This is a genomic window from Methylobacterium oxalidis, from assembly GCF_007992195.1.
GTDB classification, from domain to species: domain Bacteria; phylum Pseudomonadota; class Alphaproteobacteria; order Rhizobiales; family Beijerinckiaceae; genus Methylobacterium; species Methylobacterium oxalidis.
This window is the reverse complement of sequence record NZ_BJZU01000014.1, coordinates 20762-37440: the sequence shown is the minus strand read 5'-3', so window position 1 is coordinate 37440 and position 16679 is coordinate 20762. Positions and strand designations below refer to the sequence as shown.

Sequence of the window (16679 nt, the reverse complement as noted above, 5' to 3'; positions counted from 1 at the left end):
GCGTCCCACCTGCGCCGCGAGGGCGGCGAGAGCGCAGACGCGAGAGCACCGGAGTCCCGATGATCGATCTCTACTACTGGCCGACGCCGAACGGCCACAAGGTGACGCTGTTCCTCGAGGAGACCGGCCTCGCCTACGCGATCCGGCCGGTGAACATCGGCAAAGGCGACCAGTTCAAGCCCGACTTCCTGAAGATCGCCCCGAACAACCGGATGCCGGCGATCGTCGACCGCGAGCCGGCCGGCGGGGGCGAACCCCTCGCGCTGTTCGAGTCGGGCGCGATCCTTCTCTATCTCGCCGAGAAGACGGGACGCTTCCTCCCGCCGGACCTGCGCGGCCGCGCCGAGACGCTGCAGTGGCTGTTCTGGCAGATGGGCGGGCTCGGGCCGATGCTCGGCCAGAACCACCATTTCACCCAGTACGCGCCCGAGAAGGTGCCCTACGCGATCGACCGCTACCTGAACGAGACGAACCGGCTCTACGGCGTCCTCGACCGGCGGCTCGCCGACCGCGCCTTCGTGGCGGGGCCCGACTACACGATCGCCGACATGGCGGCCTACCCGTGGATCGTGCCGTGGGAGAAGCAGGGCCAGGACCTCGACGCGCACCCGAACCTCAAGCGCTGGTTCGAGGCAATCGCGAAGCGTCCCGCCACGAAGGCGGCCTACGCGCGCGCGGCCGAGGTCAACCCGGACCACGGCAAGCCGATGAGCGACGACGCCAAGAAGGTGATGTTCGGGCAGACGGCGTCGAGCACGCGGCGCTGACCGGGGTCCCGGCGGCCCAGCCGGCCGCCGGAGCCCCGCCGGATCGCCGTATCCCCTTCCGGCCGCGCGCCTTTTCGCGGGTTCGCGGTCGAACTTTGCGGTGGCCTTTGCGTTACCGGCCCATGACCGCGCCCCGTCGCCAGATGTCGCCGACCCAGGAGCTGATCAGCCGCGTCATGCGGATCGTCCGCATCTGCCCGGAGGCGGCGGCCGAGGTGCTGGAGCTGATGTTCCTCGTCAGCCAGATCGAGGCGCTGACCACTGTCGACCGGGAGTACCGCGACGCCAAGCGCGTGATCAGCCGCCTGCGCAACCCGCTCTGGGACCTCAACCCGTCCGAGCGCGAGACCCTGCTCCGGGCAGCCGAGACCATCCGCAAGGCCTGCCGCCTCAAGGAGAACGAGATCCCCGCGACCCCGATCGCCGACATCGGCGAGCGGGAGCGGATCGAGCGCGGCCTCGCCCTGGCGCTGGCGGGCGAGTTCAACGCCGCCCAGATCGCCCGCGTCACGGGGGCGGTGGCGGCGGTGCTGCAGGAATAGCGGCGCCGATTTCCGCCTCCTCACCTCGACGCCCGCGGGCGCCATCCCCACATCGGAGCGGCCAGCATCGATCCCGTCGGCGGCAGGATCCGGCCGGACGTTAGCTGAGCGTGGGAGACCCGCCCTATGACAGCCGTGCGCCCGCTCGTTGCCCTGATGACCGCGAGCCTTCTCCTGGCCGCCTCCCAGGCGACCGCGCAGACCACGATCACGAAGAGCGAGACCGTCGCGAGCGGCAAGTCCGTGCGCCTCGCCATCGCGCCGAACCTCAAGAAGGATTGCTCGGAAGGGCCGATGCCGGAGTTCAAGATCACGGCCGCCCCGAAGAACGGCGCCACCGTCTCGAAGACCGGAAAGCTGAAGACGCCGGCGAGCTTCCGCTGCCCCAACAAGGAGGCGTCCGTTCAGGCCCTGTTCTACCAGGCCAAGCCCAACTACACCGGCTCGGACGAGGTCACGTTCGAGGTCAAGAACGCCGACGGGCAGGTTCAGACGCAGAATATCCGCATCACGGTCGAGGCGGCCGGAGCGAAGAAGGACGGCGATGCCAAGAAGGAGAGCACCGATCTCTGATTTTTGGGCAGGCTGAGCTTGGTTATGCACAGATTTCCGGCGCGCTGGACTAAAATCCTCCGCGGTGCGCCGGAGCGAAGTTTTTGTGTAAGCGGCGCCCGGACCGATGGAGTGTTGCAAGCATCACACGCATGCACCGCGTGTTGACCGCACTGCGACAAAAGCGGGCCTGTCAGTTGCATCCGAGGCGAGACAGGATGAAGCTGTTGACGTCGGGAAAGGGGTTTTCGAATGCCGTTGCAGTCGACGAACGACCTGTTTCAGAGCTTCGCCCGCGGGTACGAAGCCCGGCGTGACACCGAGATGAGCCTCTCCGAGTATCTGGAGGCCTGTCGCGACGAGCCGCTGATGTACGCAAGCGCCGCGGAGCGCATCCTGGCGGCCATCGGCAAGCCCGAGTTCATCGACACATCGAAGGATTCCCGCCTCGGCCGGATCTTCATGAACCGGACGATCCGCACCTACCCGGCCTTCGCCGAGTTCTACGGCATGGAGGAGACGATCGAGCGCATCGTCTCCTTCTTCCGCCACGCGGCGCAGGGCCTGGAGGAGCGCAAGCAGATCCTCTACCTGCTCGGCCCCGTCGGCGGCGGCAAGTCCTCGCTCGCCGAGCGCCTGAAGGCGCTGATGGAGGTGCACCCCATCTACGTGCTGAAGGCGGGCAACGAGGTCTCGCCGGTCTTCGAGAGCCCGCTCGGCCTGTTCGACCCCGAGATCATGGGCGAGGAGATCCAGGGCCGCTACGGCATCCCCCGCCGCCGCCTCACCGGCCTGATGAGCCCCTGGGCGCTCAAGCGCCTCGACGAGTTCAACGGCGACATCTCGAAGTTCACCGTCATCAAGGTCCGGCCCTCGCGGCTCCGCCAGATCGCGGTGGCCAAGACCGAGCCCGGCGACGAGAACAACCAGGACATCTCGTCCCTCGTCGGCAAGGTCGACATCCGGCGGCTGGAGACCCTCAGCCAGGCCGACCCCGATGCGTACTCCTACTCGGGTGGGCTGAACCGGGCGAACCAGGGCATCCTCGAGTTCGTCGAGATGTTCAAGGCGCCCATCAAGATGCTGCACCCGCTGCTCACGGCGACGCAGGAGGGCAACTACGTCGGCACCGAGAACATCGGCGCGATCCCGTTCACGGGCGTCATCCTCGCCCACTCGAACGAGGCCGAGTGGCAGACCTTCAAGACCAACAAGAACAACGAAGCCTTCATCGACCGCATCTACGTCATCAAGGTACCCTACTGCCTGCGCGTGCACGAGGAGCAGCGCATCTATGAGAAGCTGATCAAGGGCTCGGAGCTCTCCGACGCGGCCTGCGCGCCGGGCACGCTGGAGATGCTGGCCCGCTTCTCGGTTCTCTCGCGCCTGCGCGAGCACGCGAACTCGAACCTGTTCTCGAAGATGCGGGTCTACGACGGCGAGAGCCTGCGCGAGGTCGACCCGCGCGCCCGCTCGATGCAGGAGTACAAGGACACGGCGGGCGTCGACGAGGGCATGGACGGGATCTCGACCCGCTTCGCCTTCAAGGTGCTGGCCGCGACCTTCAACCACGACACGACGGAGGTCTCGGCTGACCCGGTCCACCTGATGTACGTGCTGGAGCAGTCGCTCCGCCGCGAGCAGCTGCCGCCGGAGACCGAGAAGCGCTACCTGGAGTTCATCAAGTCCGAGCTGGCGCCGCGCTACGCGGAGTTCATCGGCCACGAGATCCAGAAGGCCTACCTCGAATCCTACCACGATTACGGGCAGAACCTGTTCGACCGCTACATCGACTACGCGGACGCCTGGATCGAGGATCAGGACTTCAAGGACGCGGAGACCGGCCAGCTCCTCAACCGCGAGCTCCTCAACCAGGAGCTCACCAAGATCGAGAAGCCGGCCGGCATCGCGAACCCGAAGGACTTCCGCAACGAGGTCGTGAAGTTCGCCCTGCGCTCGCGGGCGCAGCACGGCGGCCGCAACCCGAGCTGGACGAGCTACGAGAAGCTGCGCGAGGTGATCGAGCGGCGCATGTTCAGCCAGGTCGAGGAACTGCTCCCCGTGATCTCCTTTGGTTCGAAGAAGGACGGCGACACGGAGAAGAAGCACGGCGAGTTCGTGGAGCGCATGGTCGAGCGGGGGTACACCGAGCGGCAGGTGCGGCGGCTCGTCGAGTGGTACATGCGGGTGAAGCAGGCGGGGTGAGGCCCCCGCCGGGGGCACGGTTCCGGACGAACCCTCCGTCGCCAGCGTAGTGGGCGCCCGGCCGGGACGATGGGACCGGTCGGGGCATGAGGGCGAAGGCGTAGACACCGGATGCACATCGTCGACCGTCGTCTCAATCCAGGCGGCAAGAGCCTCGCCAATCGGCAGCGCTTCCTGCGCCGGGTCAAGGATGTGGCCCAGCGCGCGGTGCGCGAGTCCGCCCGCGAGAAGGACATCAAGGACCTGGGCAAGGACGGGCGCGTCAGCGTGCCCGCCGACGGGGTGCGTGAGCCCCGCTTCTCCCGCCAGCCCGGCACCGGCCTGCAGGACCACATCCTGCCGGGCAACAAGACCTACGTGGAGGGCGACCTCATCGAGCGCCCCCCGGGCGGCGGCGGCGGCGGCGGTGCGGGAGAGGGCGGCGAGGGCAGCGAGAACAGCGAGGACGCCTTCCAGTTCGTGCTCACCCGCGAGGAGTTCCTGGAGCTCTTCCTCGAGGATCTGGAGCTGCCCGACCTCGCCAAGCGCCGCCTCGCGGTGGTGGAGACCGAAGGCCTGCGCCGGGCCGGCTACACCGTGACGGGCTCGCCCGCGAACCTCGCGCTGACCCGCACGCTCCGCAACTCGATGTCGCGGCGCATCGCGCTCAAGCGCCCGAAGCCGGACGAGCTCGCCGCGCTCGAGGCCCGCATCGCCGAGACGCGGGAGGGCGACCCCGCACTGCCCGACCTGAAGCTCAACCTGGAGATGCTGCGCGAGCGCTCGAAGCGCATCCCCTACGTCGACCCGATCGACCTGCGCTACCGCCGCTTCGAGCCCTACCCGCGCCCCGTGGCGCAGGCGGTGATGTTCTGCCTGATGGACGTGTCCGGCTCGATGACCGAGCACATGAAGGACCTCGCCAAGCGCTTCTACATCCTGCTCCACATCTTCCTGACCCGCCGCTACCGGCACGTGGAGATCGTCTTCATCCGCCACACCGACCGGGCGACCGAGGTGGACGAGGAGACGTTCTTCGGGTCGCGCGAGACGGGCGGTACCCTGGTCTCCTCGGCCCTCGTCGAGATGAAGCGCGTCATCGCCGAGCGCTACGACCCGAACGACTGGAACATCTACGCCGCGCAGGCGTCCGACGGCGACAACGTCTCCTCGGACGGGCCGACCTCGACGGAGCTCCTGCGCAGCCACATCCTGCCGGCCTGCCAGCACTTCGCCTACCTCGAGGTCGGCGACGAGAACGGCCCCCGGGCCGGCTTCGTCGAGCATCGCACGACCCTGTGGCGCACCTACGAGAGCATCGCCAAGTCGGGCGGCGCCATCGCGATGCGCAAGGTCAACCACCGCCGCGAGATCTACCCCGTCTTCCGCGAGCTGTTCGGGCGCAAGGAAGCGCGGGCGGAAGCCGAGGCTTGAGCGTTCCGGCCCCTCCCCTCGCGGGAACGCCAACGTTGTGAGAGAGGCCCGTTCATGGTCGGCAGCCTGAGCCGCGCGACGCCCCAGAGGATCTCCGGCTCGTCCGAGCTGCTGTTCTCGGGCAACGACTGGGACTTCGACACGATCCGGCGCATCCACGACGCCTGCGAGGCCGTGGCCGGCCCGGAGCTCGGCCTGTCCTGGTATCCGAACCAGATCGAGATCATCACGGCCGAGCAGATGCTCGACGCCTACGCCTCGATCGGCATGCCGCTGTTCTACAAGCACTGGTCGTTCGGCAAGCACTTCGCCCAGCACGAGGCGGGCTACCGCCGCGGGCTCATGGGCCTCGCCTACGAGATCGTCATCAACTCCGACCCGTGCATCTCCTACGTGATGGAGGAGAACACGGCCACGATGCAGACGCTCGTGATCGCGCACGCGGCCTTCGGCCACAACCACTTCTTCAAGAACAACTACCTGTTCCGGCAGTGGACCGACGCCGAGGGCATCCTCGACTATCTCGACTTCGCCAAGGGCTTCATCGCCCGCTGCGAGGAGCGCCACGGCCACCAGGCCGTCGAGCAGGTTCTCGACGCCGCCCACGCGCTGATGAGCCAGGGCGTGCACCGCTACCCCCGCAAGAAGCGGCCGGACCTCGCCTCCGAGCAGCGCCGCGAGCGCGAGCGGATCGAGCATGGCGAGCAGATCTACAACGACCTCTGGCGCACGCTGCCCTCGAAGCCCGGCGCCGTGCGCTCGGACGCGGCGGCCGAGCGGCGCCGCGCGCTCCTCGAACTCCCGCAGGAGAACATCCTCTACTTCCTCGAGAAGGTCGCCCCGCGGCTGCGGCCCTGGCAGCGCGAGATCCTGCGGATCGTGCGCCTCGTGGCGCAGTACTTCTACCCGCAGCGGCAGACCAAGGTGATGAACGAGGGCTGCGCGACCTATGTCCACTACCGGATCATGAACGCGCTCTCGCGGAAGGGGCAGATCGGCGAGGCGGCCTACCTGGAGTTCCTGCAGTCGCACACCAACGTGATCCGCCAGCCGAATTACGACGACCGGTCCTACGGTGGCCACAACCCCTATGCGATCGGCTTCGCGATGATGCAGGACATCGCCCGCATCGCCGAGAACCCGACGGACGAGGACCGGGCCTGGTTCCCGGAGATCGCGGGCGTCGGCGACGGCATGGGCGTGCTGCGCGACGTCTGGGAGAACTACCGCGACGAGAGCTTCATCGCGCAGTTCCTGTCGCCGAAGCTGATCCGGGATCTCCGGCTGTTCCACGTCATCGACGATCCGGACGAGCCGGAACTGCGGGTCGAGGCGATCCACGACGAGCGCGGCTACCGGCGCCTGCGCCGCTCCTTCGCCCGGCAGTACGACGTGGCTTGGCTCGATCCCGACATCGAGGTGGTGGACGTGGATCTCGAGGGCGACCGCCGCCTGATCCTCCACCACAAGGCGCTCAACCGGATCACCTTGCAGAAGGACGACGCGCGGCGCGTGCTCCAGCACCTCGCCGATCTCTGGGGCTACGACGCGGTGCTGAAGGAAGTCGATCCGGCCACCGGCGCGGTCCTCGCCGAGCACACCGCGAGCGCCCGGCCGATCTTCTTCTAGGTCGGTTCCCGTCGCCGCTCAGCGCGGCACGACGAGGCCGCGAATCACGGTTCCGTCGCGGCCGAACAGGGAGGCGGCGCGGGCGCAGCTCCGCGGCACGTCCCTACGGTAGGCTTCAATGTAGCCCTGCGCGGAGAGCCGCAGCCTGCCCAACTCGAGATCCGCCATCTCGACCCCGAGGGAGCGCATCACGGCCTGGAGCCGGACGGGATCGCTGCGCAGATCCGGGCAGGACAGATTCACGAAGCCCGCGAGGCCCGCGATCTTCGCCGCGGTCTCCCGGGGCGGCGCCGGCTCCTCCGCGCCCGCGGCGAGCCCCGCGCCGAGCCAGGCCACGACCGCCAGACGCAACACGACCCTCATCAGGCATCCTCTCGACGTCGATGCTCTGAAGATCGGGCATCATCGAGGTACTAGAGCCAGGATTGACTTCTCCCGTCCAGACGCGGTCCAGTCGAAATCGTCAGAGGAGAAACATATCCGATGCGGCGCCTACTTATGAACTCATTATTAGGGATGATTTGCCCGATAGCTTCTGCGCAAGCCACCCGGCTCGACATGGATGACAAGGCATCGCGCTGGCCGAGAGCCAGCATGGACGAGAAGATCGACTTCACGAACCGGATGGGAAAAGCCTTCGTGGCGCTCTCGCCGGAGCTCGATAACCGATTCTTCATGCGCTGCCTTGAGGAGACCGCCAATATCGGCGACACCAAGGATCTGCGGCTCGAAGAGATGGTGCGGGCCTGCGTCTCGCTCGGCGGCAAGTCGCCCTGACGGGATGGTCCGACGGGCCCGAGGTTCGGCAGGCGAAGAATGGTCGGAGCGAGAGGATTCGAACCTCCGACCCCTAGGGTCTGTCGTGACCTGAGGTGGTCGAGTGCAGCGGTGAGGCAGAGGACGCTGCTCAAGCTGATGGCGGTCTTCTCGTAGCGGGTCGCGATAGCGCGCCACTCCTTCAATCGCGCCCAGAGCCGCTCGACACTGTTGCGGTTGACACAGATCCAATCCGGGCAGCGCACCGGGGCTTCGTTGCGCTTGGACGGGATGGCCGGCTCTGCTCCGGCCTCCGCAATCTGCCGACGGAAGCGATGGCTGGAGTAGCCGCGATCCGCCAACTGAGGTACGTCAGCTCGTGGAAGGCCCGGAAAGAACAAGCCCTGTTGGAACACCGGATCGCTTCTTCGGAGCGCAACCAAGCTGGCGTGAGAGTCAGTTGGAGTGGAAGGCCGAGCCGCCGAGGCCCCCTTGCAGCTCGTCCGTGCTGGCCAAGAGCGTGTCCAGCAAGGCCGTGGCGACTGCATGGTGCCGGCCCGGGCCGAGCACCACGAACTCGACCGCGCCCAGCGGCGGCAACCCAGCTACGTCCGGGACCGGAGCGAGCCCTGCCGGCAGCAACCGGGCGGAATGCGGTGAGACGCCCAGACCCGCCTCGACGGCCGCACACAGCCCCGTCATGCCGCCCGTGGTGCACGCAACCCGCCAGGACCGACCCACCGCTTCCAATGCGTCCACCGCGAGCGTGCGGGTGATGGAGGGTGGCGGGTAGAGCACCAGCGGCAGCGGAAGACCCGGGTCAGGGACAAAGCCGGGCCGCCCGACCCAGGCCAAGTCTTCGCGCCAAGCCGACTCTCCACGCGGATCGCCAGCTCGGCGCTTGCAGAAGATCACATCAAGCTCACCGGTGTCGTACCCCTGGTACAGCGTCCGGCTCAGCCCCACCGTCAGCTGCAGGTCCACCGAGGGGTGGCGAGCGGCGAAGCGCGCCAGGACCTGGGTGAGCGCAGTCAGGGTGTAATCCTCCGAGACGCCAAGGCGGATGCGACCCCGCAGCCCACCGGGCGAGAAGAACTCGCGCAGCCGGTCATGCGCCTCCACCACCCCGCGTGCGAACCCGACCAGAGCCTGACCGTCGGGTGTCAGCGCAACTCGGTGCGTATCCCGCAGCAGCAGGGGCCGACCGAGCGCGTGCTCCAGCCGGGCGATGTGCTGACTGACGGTGGACTGCCGCACCCCGAGGCGGTGGGCAGCGCCGGTGAAGCTGCTGCCTTCAGCCAACAACAGGAAGGAGCGCAGCAGGTCGACGTTCAGGTTGGTCATCATGAGGCATGATAGCCGATATGCCTGCCGATAGGGCGCGCAGAGGCTTATTCCTGGTGCCGGCCTGACTGGCGGACATTCTCTCGGATGAACCCTCTCCTGTTCCTTGCCCGCGTCGATCGATTCCTGCTGTTGCTGGTCGGCACCGTGGCCCTGGCGGCAGCCCTGCCCGCGCGCGGCGAGGGCGCGCAGATTGCGGGCGCCGCGGTCTTCGGAGCGGTGGCGCTGCTGTTCTTCCTCTATGGCGCGCGCCTCGCGCCGACCGCGGTAGCGGCCGGTCTGCTGCATTGGCGGCTACAGCTGGCTGTATTGGGGAGCACCTTCGTTCTGTTTCCCGCGCTTGGCCTCGCGCTGACCGCCGCTCTGCGGGGCTGGCTCGATCCGACCCTCGCCTTGGGTGTCATGTTCATCTGCGTGCTGCCTTCCACGGTGCAGGCGTCGATTGCTTTCACCTCGACTGCGGGTGGCAACGTTCCGGCGGCCATGTGCAGCGCCTCCGTGTCTACCCTCCTCGGCATGGTGCTGACGCCAGCGCTGACCGGAGTGCTGCTGAGCGCCGACAACGACGGCGGATTCGGTCTTCAGGCCGTGAAAAACATCTTGCTGCAGTTGGTGCTTCCCTTTGCTCTCGGGCAGGCCGCGCGCCCATTCGTCGGAGCCTGGCTGCTTCGGCATAAGCGTTTGACCGCGGTGGTCGACCGCGGCTCCATTCTGCTCGTGGTCTATGCCGCGTTCAGCGCGGGCATGGTGGTGGGAATCTGGCGCCAGATCGACCTCGGTTCACTCCTCATGGTCTTCGCGGCTGACCTGGCTCTTCTCGGAGCGGTTCTGTCCATCAACGTGCTTGCCAGCCGTGCCGCCGGGTTCAGCAGGGAGGACGAGATCACCATCGCTTTCTGCGGGACCAACAAGAGCATGTTGGGCGGCATTCCTTTGGCCAGCATCCTCTTTCCTGGCCACGCGGTCGGCCTGATCGTGCTCCCCCTGATGTTGTTCCACCAAGCCCAGCTCTTCGCCTGCGCGGCCCTGGCACAGCGGTATGCCCGCCGCAGGACAATGCGCTGGCGGGTAGAGGGTGCTGTGGCGCCTCTTTGAAGGTTCGGCAGGAATTGCTGGCATGATCCAGCCTGCTGTTCGGACCCCATCAACTTTGTGGTCGATCGAGCCTGAACGTAGTCGAGGAGCCTACTCGCAATGACTGCTCCTGTGGTCCCTGTCGCCATGGCTGCGATCTTCGTCATGGGTCTCATGCTTATTCAGCGACTGCAGAGGTGGGCAGAGCAAATCACGGAGGGCCTCGGCGCCCTGCTTCTCACAACAGCACTGGTGCTTGGGGCCATGCTCCTTTGTCAGAATTTTCCACGCTTCTACGCCAACCCCAACATTCCACTTGCCCTGACCGCGGGGCTCTTTAGCGACGGCGACGGTGTCACGCCGTAGCTGCCTGAGAGATGGGCGATCATTGCACCCTGCGCTTCTGCAACGCTCAGACGAGGAATGGCCGTCTTTGAGAAGCCGTTCGGATCTGCTGGACGACCGGCAGAGGCGTGACCTGACCGGTCTTTTGGACCGAGCCAGTCGCGAGGCTACTGCATGGTAGCGGCCCTGGCTGGGCGAAAGGCCAAATCCGGGAGGCTGACGGGCGCGAGCGGTCGGTAGCCCGAGTACGAGTGCGGCCGGACGCGGCTGTAAGTGGCTTGCCGAAGGCCGATCACAGCCTGTGCCTCCGTCTGCCAGTAGAAGATCTCCTGGCGTAGGCACGCGTCCTTGTAGCTCTGCTTGCAGATGTCGCCTTTCTGCACGCAACCGCAATGGTCTTGCCCCGGGCTGTCTGCACCTTGATCTGGCGCAACTTCAATACGACCTGTTCTGCGCTCGTCTTCTGACCTCGCCGCATGTCCAACTCCTTTGGATCGGGCCGATCCTCGCGATCAGCCCGGTCCGAAGCCAGCCGGTCAGGTCACCTCCGCAATATGCAGCGACCGTAGCAGTTCGTACACGTCCTAGAGTTGAAGGACCGTCCGTTCCGGGGTCAGCTACGAACAGGACGTCGACGTCCTTGGCCGAGATGATGCGGGTTGAGGTGAATATAGACGGAGTTGAGGCCGGGCGTTGTTCCACAGTGACCCAGCAGTTGCGGTTTGACGTGTTCGATCCTGAGCGGGTTGTGGAGGAGATAGATCTGGGAGGACTGAGAGACAGTTTGCGGCGCGCCACCGCAGATTCATGAGTCGCAGGGTGTCGGAGGCAGTGGGTGGGACCTGCGCCTGCGGCCCTTGCCGCGGCGATGTCGCGTGACGCTGGCATCAATTCCGAGGACTTTTCGCCTTGGATCTCCGGAACAAGGTCGGAAGGGCAGGAGGCGTGCATCTGCTGCGAGGTTTCCGCCCGCTGTCGGGAGACCTCGCGCAGTTGCACTATCGCCGGAAGCGGCCGCCCCCGTGGAAGCCGCCGCCGCGGAAGCCGACCGCGCGTCGCCCGTAGAAGCCGCCCCCGCGATAGACGCGCCCGCCGTAAACGCGTCGGCCATAGTAGCCGCCGCGGTACCCGTAGACCCCGCCGCCGCGGAAGCCGTAGTAGCCGGGGCCGTAATAGCCGCCGTAGTAGTTCGGTCGGCAGCCACCGTAGGGCCCGCGGTGGAAGCCGATCCCGCAGCCTCCCGCGGCTTCGGCGGTCCCTACGCCGATGCCGCCCTTCTCAAGCCGACCCATGCCGAGCAGAGCCCCGAGCACGAGGGCCGCAATCATCGTCAGCCGCCTGGGTTTCATCGCGATCACTCCAGCTGCAACAGGAGCCGGCGGGACACACGGCTATTCCGACGATGCATCCACGTCGGATCCGACGCACGCATGTGCTTCACCACGTGGCAGGTAGATCGCGGATCGCAAGCGGTGTCACCAATGTAACCGTAACAGAGTGGACACTCGACGCGGGATCTGCCGAGGATCATCCGGACGAGGTGAGGCTGCCGACCCCGGCGAGATCGGCTGATCGACTTCCGGTGTTGCCCAACTTCGGTCGAACAAGGCCGAACATCCATCTCGAAGCGTGGCGGGAGGAGACGGGATGAAAAGTCGTCCTCGCATGCTCTGGCTGACCATCGTCGCGCTCTCTGCTCCTGCCCATACCGGGACTGCGAGCGTCGCTCCGTTGAGCCCGTCAGCCGTCGCCATACCGACCTCAGACACCGCGATGAATCGGGTCGTGCAGCGGCGCGCCTTCCGCGGCAGAGGTTGCGTCCGGGGAGGCGTCGCGGGTCGTCGCGCCGGCGGCTTCCGCAGCGGATTCGCCGGTCGCCGGATGGGCGGCTGCGGGCGCGGCATCGGTCGCCGCGGCATCGCCGGCGGCTATGGCCGACCCGGCTGGCACGGCGGCGGCGTTCGCCGGCCGATCGCGGGCGGCGGAAGGCGCGGGATCGCGGGCGGTTTTGCCCCTCGCGGCGTCGTGCGCCGGAATGGCATGGTCGGAGGCGTCTACCGGCCGAACGGCGCGTGGTGGCGGCCGGGTGCGGCCGTCGCGGCGGGCGCCGCCATCGGCATCGTCGGCGCGGCGACAGCGGCCGCCTGGGCCGGTGCCCCGCCGGCGCCGGGCTACTGCTGGTACGATACCGATGCGTCCCGCACGAAGGGCTTCCGGGATCGCTGCCCGTAGACGTCCGCTTCACGGTGAGAGGCCGCCGATGGCTCGCCTGGCCCTATTGCTGAACCGCCTGCCGCTTCTCGGTGCGCTGATGGTCGCCGCCCTGGTGACTGCGGCCCATGGCCAATCCGCCGATCCGCTGCCGTCCTGGCGCGACGGTGCCGCGAAGCAGGCGCTCGTAGACTTCGTCGGGCGCGTCACCCGAGAGGGGACCCTGGATTTCATCCCTCCGGCCGAGCGCGTCGCCGTCTTCGACAACGACGGCACCCTCTGGGCCGAGCAGCCGTCCTACTTCCAGGCTGCCTTCGCCCGCGATCGAGTGAAGGCGCTCGCGCCCGAGCATCCCGAGTGGCGCGACACGCAGCCGTTCAAGGGCGTCATCGAGAACGACCCCGAGGCGGTCGCGGCCGCCGGCCAGAAGGGTCTCCTGCAGATCCTGGCCGCCACACATGCCGGCATGACCACGGGCGCGTTCAACCGGATTGTCGCCGACTGGCTGAAGACCGCCCGCCACCCGCGGATCGACCGGCCCTACGACCGTCTCGTCCACCAACCGATGCTCGAGCTACTCGGCCTTCTGCGCGCCAATGGGAAGACCTACATCGTCTCCGGCGGCGGGGCCGCGTTCATGCGCGTCTTCGCGGAGCGGGCCTACGGGATCCCGCCCGAGCAGGTGGTCGGCTCGTCCGGCGTGACGAAGTTCGAGATCAAGGCGGGCGGCCTGCCCGTGCTCGAGAAGGAGCCGAAGGTCGCGTTCATCGATGACGGGCCCGGCAAGCCTTCGGGCATCAACCGCTTTATCGGGCGGCGCCCGATCCTCGCCTTCGGCAATTCGGACGGCGATCTGCAGATGCTGGAGTGGACCGCCGGCGGTGTTGGCGCTCGGTTCATGGACCTTGTCCACCACACCGATGCCGAGCGCGAATACGCCTACGACCGGCAGTCCCCTGTCGGCCGCCTCGACAAGGCCCTCGACGAAGCCGCCGCGCGGGGATGGGCCGTCGTCGACCTGCAGCGGGACTGGACGGTGGTCGTCCCGCCCCCGGCGAGGAGCGAGCGATGACGGGCGCGACCCTTCTCGACCGGCCCGACGCGTCGGATGCGACACGGGACATGGTGTTCCTGCCTAGCGGCACCTTCCGCATGGGCTCGGACGGGCACTATCCGGAGGAAGCCCCGGTCCACCGCGTCCAGGTCGATGGATTCTGGATCGACCGCACCCCCGTCACAAACGCTCAGTTCCGCGCCTTCGTCCGCGCCACCGGCTACGTGACGATGGCCGAGCGGCGGCCGGACCCGAAGGACTATCCGGGCGCGCTGCCGTACATGCTGCAGCCCGGCTCGCTGGTGTTCAAGCCGCCGAAGGGACCGGTCGACCTGCGCGATTTCCGTGCTTGGTGGCGCTTCAAGTTCGGCGTGCACTGGCGGCGGCCCTACGGATCCGGATCCTCCATCGCCGGGCTCGACGAGCATCCGGTGGTGCACGTCGCCTACGCGGATGCCGCCGCCTTCGCGGCCTGGGCCGGCAAGGAGATCCCGACCGAGGCCGAATGGGAATACGCCGCGCGGGGCGGCCTCGACGGAGCCGCGTTCGCCTGGGGGACGCGTTCGCGCCCGGCGGCCGGCACATGGCCAATACCTGGCAGGGCGCCTTCCCGCACGAGAACCGGGCCGAGGACGGCTACGAGCGCACGTCCCCCGTCACCGCCTTCCCGCCGAACGGCTACGGGCTCCACGACATGATCGGCAATGTCTGGGAGTGGACGAGCGACTTCTTCGCGCCGCGGCACCCCGATGAGGCCCCGAAGGCCTGCTGCGTGCCTCGGAACCCGCGCGGCGGATCCGAGGACGGGAGCTACGATCCTGGCCAACCGCGGGTCCGAATCCCGCGACGGGTGGTGAAGGGCGGCTCGCACCTGTGCGCCCCGAACTACTGCCGCCGCTACCGCCCGGCCGCGCGCCATCCGCATCCGGTGGACACCTCAACCAGCCACATCGGCTTCCGATTCGTCAGAAGGAGAGGACCATGACCGATTCCCTGCTGCCGAAGACCTCCTCGGATGAGGAGACGCCCGCAAAGACAGTCGACCGCCGGAGGATCCTGCTCGGGGGAACGGCACTCGCCGCCTCTGTCGCCGGCGGTGGACCCGCGATCGCGCAGGCTCAGCAGCTCGCTCCGGCGCCGCAACCCGCACCCGTCCGCACCGGCGCCTCGGGCCGCCCGGTCAACATCCTGGTGATGTTCGGCGACGACATCGGTCAGTCGAACATCAGCGCCTACACCTTCGGGCTGATGGGATATCGCACGCCCAACATCGACCGTATCGCCCGCGAGGGCATGATGTTCACCGACTACTACGCCGAGCAGAGCTGCACGGCGGGGCGGTCGACCTTCATCACCGGCCAGGCGACGCTGCGCACCGGCTTGTCGAAGGTCGGCGTGCCCGGTGCGACCGTGGGCCTGCAGAAGGAGGACGCGACCCTGGCCGAACTCCTCAAGCCGCTCGGCTACGCCACGGGTCAGTTCGGCAAGAACCACCTCGGCGACCGAGACGAGTACCTGCCGACGAACCACGGCTTCGACGAATTCTTCGGCAACCTCTACCACCTCAACGCCGAGGAGGAGCCGGAGCAGCGGACCTATCCGCGCAGTCCCGAATTCCGGAAGAAGTTCGGGCCGCGCGGTGTCCTCAAGACGTCGGCCGACGGCAAGATCGAGGACACCGGACCGCTGACCAAGAAGCGGATGGAAACGATCGACGACGAAACCTCGGCGGCGGCCATCGACTTCATCGAGCGGCAGGCCCGGGCCAACAAGCCGTTCTTCTGCTGGTTCAACTCGACCCGGATGCACTTCCGTACACATGTGGCCGAGAACCGCCGCAGCCCGCCGGGCCTGACTGCGCGGACCGAGTACGCGGACGGAATGGTCGAGCACGACGGTCACATCGGGCAGATCCTGAAGAAGCTCGACGACCTCGGCATCGCGAACGACACCATCGTGCTCTACACGACAGACAACGGCCCGCACATGAACTCCTGGCCGGACGGTGCGATGACGCCGTTCCGGAGCGAGAAGAACACGAACTGGGAGGGCGCCTTCCGGGTGCCCTGCATGATCCGCTGGCCGGGTCGCATCCAGGCGGGATCCGTCTCAAACGAGATGGTCAGCGGGCTTGACTGGCTGCCGACCCTGATGGCGGCCGCGGGCGACCCGGAGATCAAGGACAAGCTGCTGAAGGGCCACACGGCCGGGACGAAGACGTTCAAGGTCCACCTCGACGGCTTCAACCAGCTTCCGTACCTCACGGGCCAGCAGCCAGCGGGCGCCCGCAAGGAGTTCTTCTACTTCAACGACGACGGCGACCTCGTGGCGATGCGCTACGAGAACTGGAAGATCGTCTTCGAGGAGCAGCGCGCGCCCGGCACGATGCGTGTCTGGGCTGAGCCGTTCACGACGTTGCGCCTGCCGAAGCTGTTCGATCTGCGGGCCGATCCCTACGAGCGAGCGGATATCACCTCGAACACCTACTACGACTGGTTCGTCTCGCAACCCTACCTGATCTTCGCCGCCCAGGAGGAAGTGGGCAAGTTCCTGGCGACCTTCAAGGATTTCCCGCCCCGCCAGAGGGCAGCGAGCTTCAGCGTCGATCAGATCATCGAGAAGATGCAGAAGGCGACCGAAGCACCCAGCCGATGAACCGTCATCGGTTTCCGGAGGCACCCGGGTTCGCCGGACCTCCGGCATGCAGCCGCAGCCGGGGTCCGGCAGCTTGCCTGGGACCGGCGGTTCGGTTCGCGCCGCTCCGGCGGCGCACACCGCTCAGAAGCG

General features: G+C 67.4%; 16 protein-coding genes and 3 pseudogenes. 13 read left to right on the top strand and 6 right to left on the bottom strand.

Going from position 1 to position 16679, the window contains the following annotated elements:
* Positions 1-59 precede the first annotated feature (59 nt).
* From MOX02_RS04750 to MOX02_RS04725, 6 genes are all read left to right on the top strand, one after another.
* The gene (locus tag MOX02_RS04750) at positions 60-767 is read left to right on the top strand and encodes a glutathione binding-like protein (protein ID WP_147024657.1); all 708 of its coding nucleotides are present in this window, start codon (positions 60-62) and stop codon (positions 765-767) included.
* 122 nt (positions 768-889) lie between these two features.
* Positions 890-1309, top strand: coding sequence for a hypothetical protein (locus MOX02_RS04745; protein WP_147024656.1), 420 nt, complete (start codon positions 890-892; stop codon positions 1307-1309).
* 126 nt (positions 1310-1435) lie between these two features.
* Positions 1436-1882: an Ig-like domain-containing protein gene (locus MOX02_RS04740; RefSeq protein ID WP_147024655.1), complete on the top strand. Its 447-nt coding sequence runs from the start codon at positions 1436-1438 to the stop codon at positions 1880-1882.
* Between the two features lie 231 nt (positions 1883-2113).
* Positions 2114-4066: a PrkA family serine protein kinase gene (locus MOX02_RS04735; protein ID WP_147024654.1), complete on the top strand. Its 1953-nt coding sequence runs from the start codon at positions 2114-2116 to the stop codon at positions 4064-4066.
* Between the two features lie 111 nt (positions 4067-4177).
* Positions 4178-5479, top strand: coding sequence for a YeaH/YhbH family protein (locus MOX02_RS04730; protein ID WP_147024653.1), 1302 nt, complete (start codon positions 4178-4180; stop codon positions 5477-5479).
* Positions 5480-5533: 54 nt separating this feature from the next.
* Positions 5534-7108, top strand: coding sequence for a SpoVR family protein (locus MOX02_RS04725; RefSeq protein WP_147024652.1), 1575 nt, complete (start codon positions 5534-5536; stop codon positions 7106-7108).
* 18 nt (positions 7109-7126) lie between these two features.
* Here the strand turns inward: MOX02_RS04725 and MOX02_RS04720 are convergent, their stop codons facing one another.
* Positions 7127-7471 (bottom strand): hypothetical protein, encoded by a 345-nt coding sequence (locus MOX02_RS04720; RefSeq protein WP_147024651.1) that lies wholly within the window; start codon positions 7469-7471, stop codon positions 7127-7129.
* A 120-nt stretch (positions 7472-7591) separates the two neighbouring features.
* Here MOX02_RS04720 and MOX02_RS04715 point away from each other — a divergent pair, with 120 nt between their 5' ends.
* A complete protein-coding gene (locus MOX02_RS04715; protein ID WP_244948428.1) occupies positions 7592-7885 on the top strand; it encodes a hypothetical protein in 294 nt (97 codons plus the stop codon).
* A gap of 89 nt (positions 7886-7974) precedes the next feature.
* Here the strand turns inward: MOX02_RS04715 and MOX02_RS32025 are convergent.
* Both MOX02_RS32025 and MOX02_RS04705 read right to left on the bottom strand, forming a co-directional pair.
* Positions 7975-8256 (bottom strand): annotated as a pseudogene (locus tag MOX02_RS32025) (transposase); the annotation flags it as partial.
* Between the two features lie 64 nt (positions 8257-8320).
* A complete protein-coding gene (locus MOX02_RS04705; protein WP_147024687.1) occupies positions 8321-9208 on the bottom strand; it encodes a LysR family transcriptional regulator in 888 nt (295 codons plus the stop codon).
* Between the two features lie 87 nt (positions 9209-9295).
* On the opposite strand from MOX02_RS04705, the gene MOX02_RS04700 reads away from it, so the two are divergent.
* Together MOX02_RS04700 and MOX02_RS04695 are read left to right on the top strand one after the other, a co-directional pair.
* Positions 9296-10303 (top strand): bile acid:sodium symporter family protein, encoded by a 1008-nt coding sequence (locus tag MOX02_RS04700; RefSeq protein ID WP_147024650.1) that lies wholly within the window; start codon positions 9296-9298, stop codon positions 10301-10303.
* A 126-nt stretch (positions 10304-10429) separates the two neighbouring features.
* Positions 10430-10648 (top strand): hypothetical protein, encoded by a 219-nt coding sequence (locus MOX02_RS04695; RefSeq protein WP_238178791.1) that lies wholly within the window; start codon positions 10430-10432, stop codon positions 10646-10648.
* Positions 10649-10794: 146 nt separating this feature from the next.
* Here the strand turns inward: MOX02_RS04695 and MOX02_RS04690 are convergent.
* The 3 genes and pseudogenes from MOX02_RS04690 to MOX02_RS04680 all read right to left on the bottom strand — a co-directional run.
* Positions 10795-10977, bottom strand: a pseudogene (locus tag MOX02_RS04690) (integrase core domain-containing protein); the annotation flags it as partial.
* Positions 10978-11240: 263 nt separating this feature from the next.
* Entirely contained in the window at positions 11241-11339 is a 99-nt protein-coding gene (locus MOX02_RS32830; protein WP_308631793.1) for a hypothetical protein, read from the bottom strand.
* A gap of 286 nt (positions 11340-11625) precedes the next feature.
* Positions 11626-11976, bottom strand: coding sequence for a GCG_CRPN prefix-to-repeats domain-containing protein (locus MOX02_RS04680; protein WP_147024648.1), 351 nt, complete (start codon positions 11974-11976; stop codon positions 11626-11628).
* A 316-nt stretch (positions 11977-12292) separates the two neighbouring features.
* Here MOX02_RS04680 and MOX02_RS32015 point away from each other — a divergent pair, with 316 nt between their 5' ends.
* The 4 genes and pseudogenes from MOX02_RS32015 (at position 12293) to MOX02_RS04660 (ending at position 16547) form a co-directional block, all read left to right on the top strand.
* On the top strand, positions 12293-12859 hold the full coding sequence (locus tag MOX02_RS32015) for a hypothetical protein (RefSeq protein ID WP_238178794.1): 567 nt from the start codon (positions 12293-12295) through the stop codon (positions 12857-12859).
* A 28-nt stretch (positions 12860-12887) separates the two neighbouring features.
* Positions 12888-13910 (top strand): HAD family hydrolase, encoded by a 1023-nt coding sequence (locus tag MOX02_RS04670; RefSeq protein ID WP_147024647.1) that lies wholly within the window; start codon positions 12888-12890, stop codon positions 13908-13910.
* A pseudogene (locus MOX02_RS04665) lies at positions 13907-14877 on the top strand (formylglycine-generating enzyme family protein). Before MOX02_RS04670 ends, MOX02_RS04665 begins: the two are co-directional and overlap by 4 nt.
* Entirely contained in the window at positions 14874-16547 is a 1674-nt protein-coding gene (locus MOX02_RS04660) for an arylsulfatase (protein ID WP_147024646.1), read from the top strand. The pseudogene MOX02_RS04665 and the gene MOX02_RS04660 overlap by 4 nt, the downstream one beginning before the upstream one ends.
* Positions 16548-16679 lie beyond the last annotated feature (132 nt).

Bases quoted from the DNA above. Each gene is read 5' to 3' on its own strand.
- MOX02_RS04750 (WP_147024657.1), top strand. From the start codon at position 60: ATGATCGATCTCTACTACTGGCCGACGCCGAACGGCCACAAGGTGACG.
- MOX02_RS04745 (WP_147024656.1), top strand. From the start codon at position 890: ATGACCGCGCCCCGTCGCCAGATGTCGCCGACCCAGGAGCTGATCAGC.
- MOX02_RS04740 (WP_147024655.1), top strand. From the start codon at position 1,436: ATGACAGCCGTGCGCCCGCTCGTTGCCCTGATGACCGCGAGCCTTCTC.
- MOX02_RS04735 (WP_147024654.1), top strand. From the start codon at position 2,114: ATGCCGTTGCAGTCGACGAACGACCTGTTTCAGAGCTTCGCCCGCGGG.
- MOX02_RS04730 (WP_147024653.1), top strand. From the start codon at position 4,178: ATGCACATCGTCGACCGTCGTCTCAATCCAGGCGGCAAGAGCCTCGCC.
- MOX02_RS04725 (WP_147024652.1), top strand. From the start codon at position 5,534: ATGGTCGGCAGCCTGAGCCGCGCGACGCCCCAGAGGATCTCCGGCTCG.
- MOX02_RS04720 (WP_147024651.1), bottom strand. From the start codon at position 7,471: ATGAGGGTCGTGTTGCGTCTGGCGGTCGTGGCCTGGCTCGGCGCGGGG.
- MOX02_RS04715 (WP_244948428.1), top strand. From the start codon at position 7,592: ATGCGGCGCCTACTTATGAACTCATTATTAGGGATGATTTGCCCGATA.
- MOX02_RS04705 (WP_147024687.1), bottom strand. From the start codon at position 9,208: ATGACCAACCTGAACGTCGACCTGCTGCGCTCCTTCCTGTTGTTGGCT.
- MOX02_RS04700 (WP_147024650.1), top strand. From the start codon at position 9,296: ATGAACCCTCTCCTGTTCCTTGCCCGCGTCGATCGATTCCTGCTGTTG.
- MOX02_RS04695 (WP_238178791.1), top strand. From the start codon at position 10,430: ATGGCTGCGATCTTCGTCATGGGTCTCATGCTTATTCAGCGACTGCAG.
- MOX02_RS04680 (WP_147024648.1), bottom strand. From the start codon at position 11,976: ATGAAACCCAGGCGGCTGACGATGATTGCGGCCCTCGTGCTCGGGGCT.
- MOX02_RS32015 (WP_238178794.1), top strand. From the start codon at position 12,293: ATGCTCTGGCTGACCATCGTCGCGCTCTCTGCTCCTGCCCATACCGGG.
- MOX02_RS04670 (WP_147024647.1), top strand. From the start codon at position 12,888: ATGGCTCGCCTGGCCCTATTGCTGAACCGCCTGCCGCTTCTCGGTGCG.
- MOX02_RS04660 (WP_147024646.1), top strand. From the start codon at position 14,874: ATGACCGATTCCCTGCTGCCGAAGACCTCCTCGGATGAGGAGACGCCC.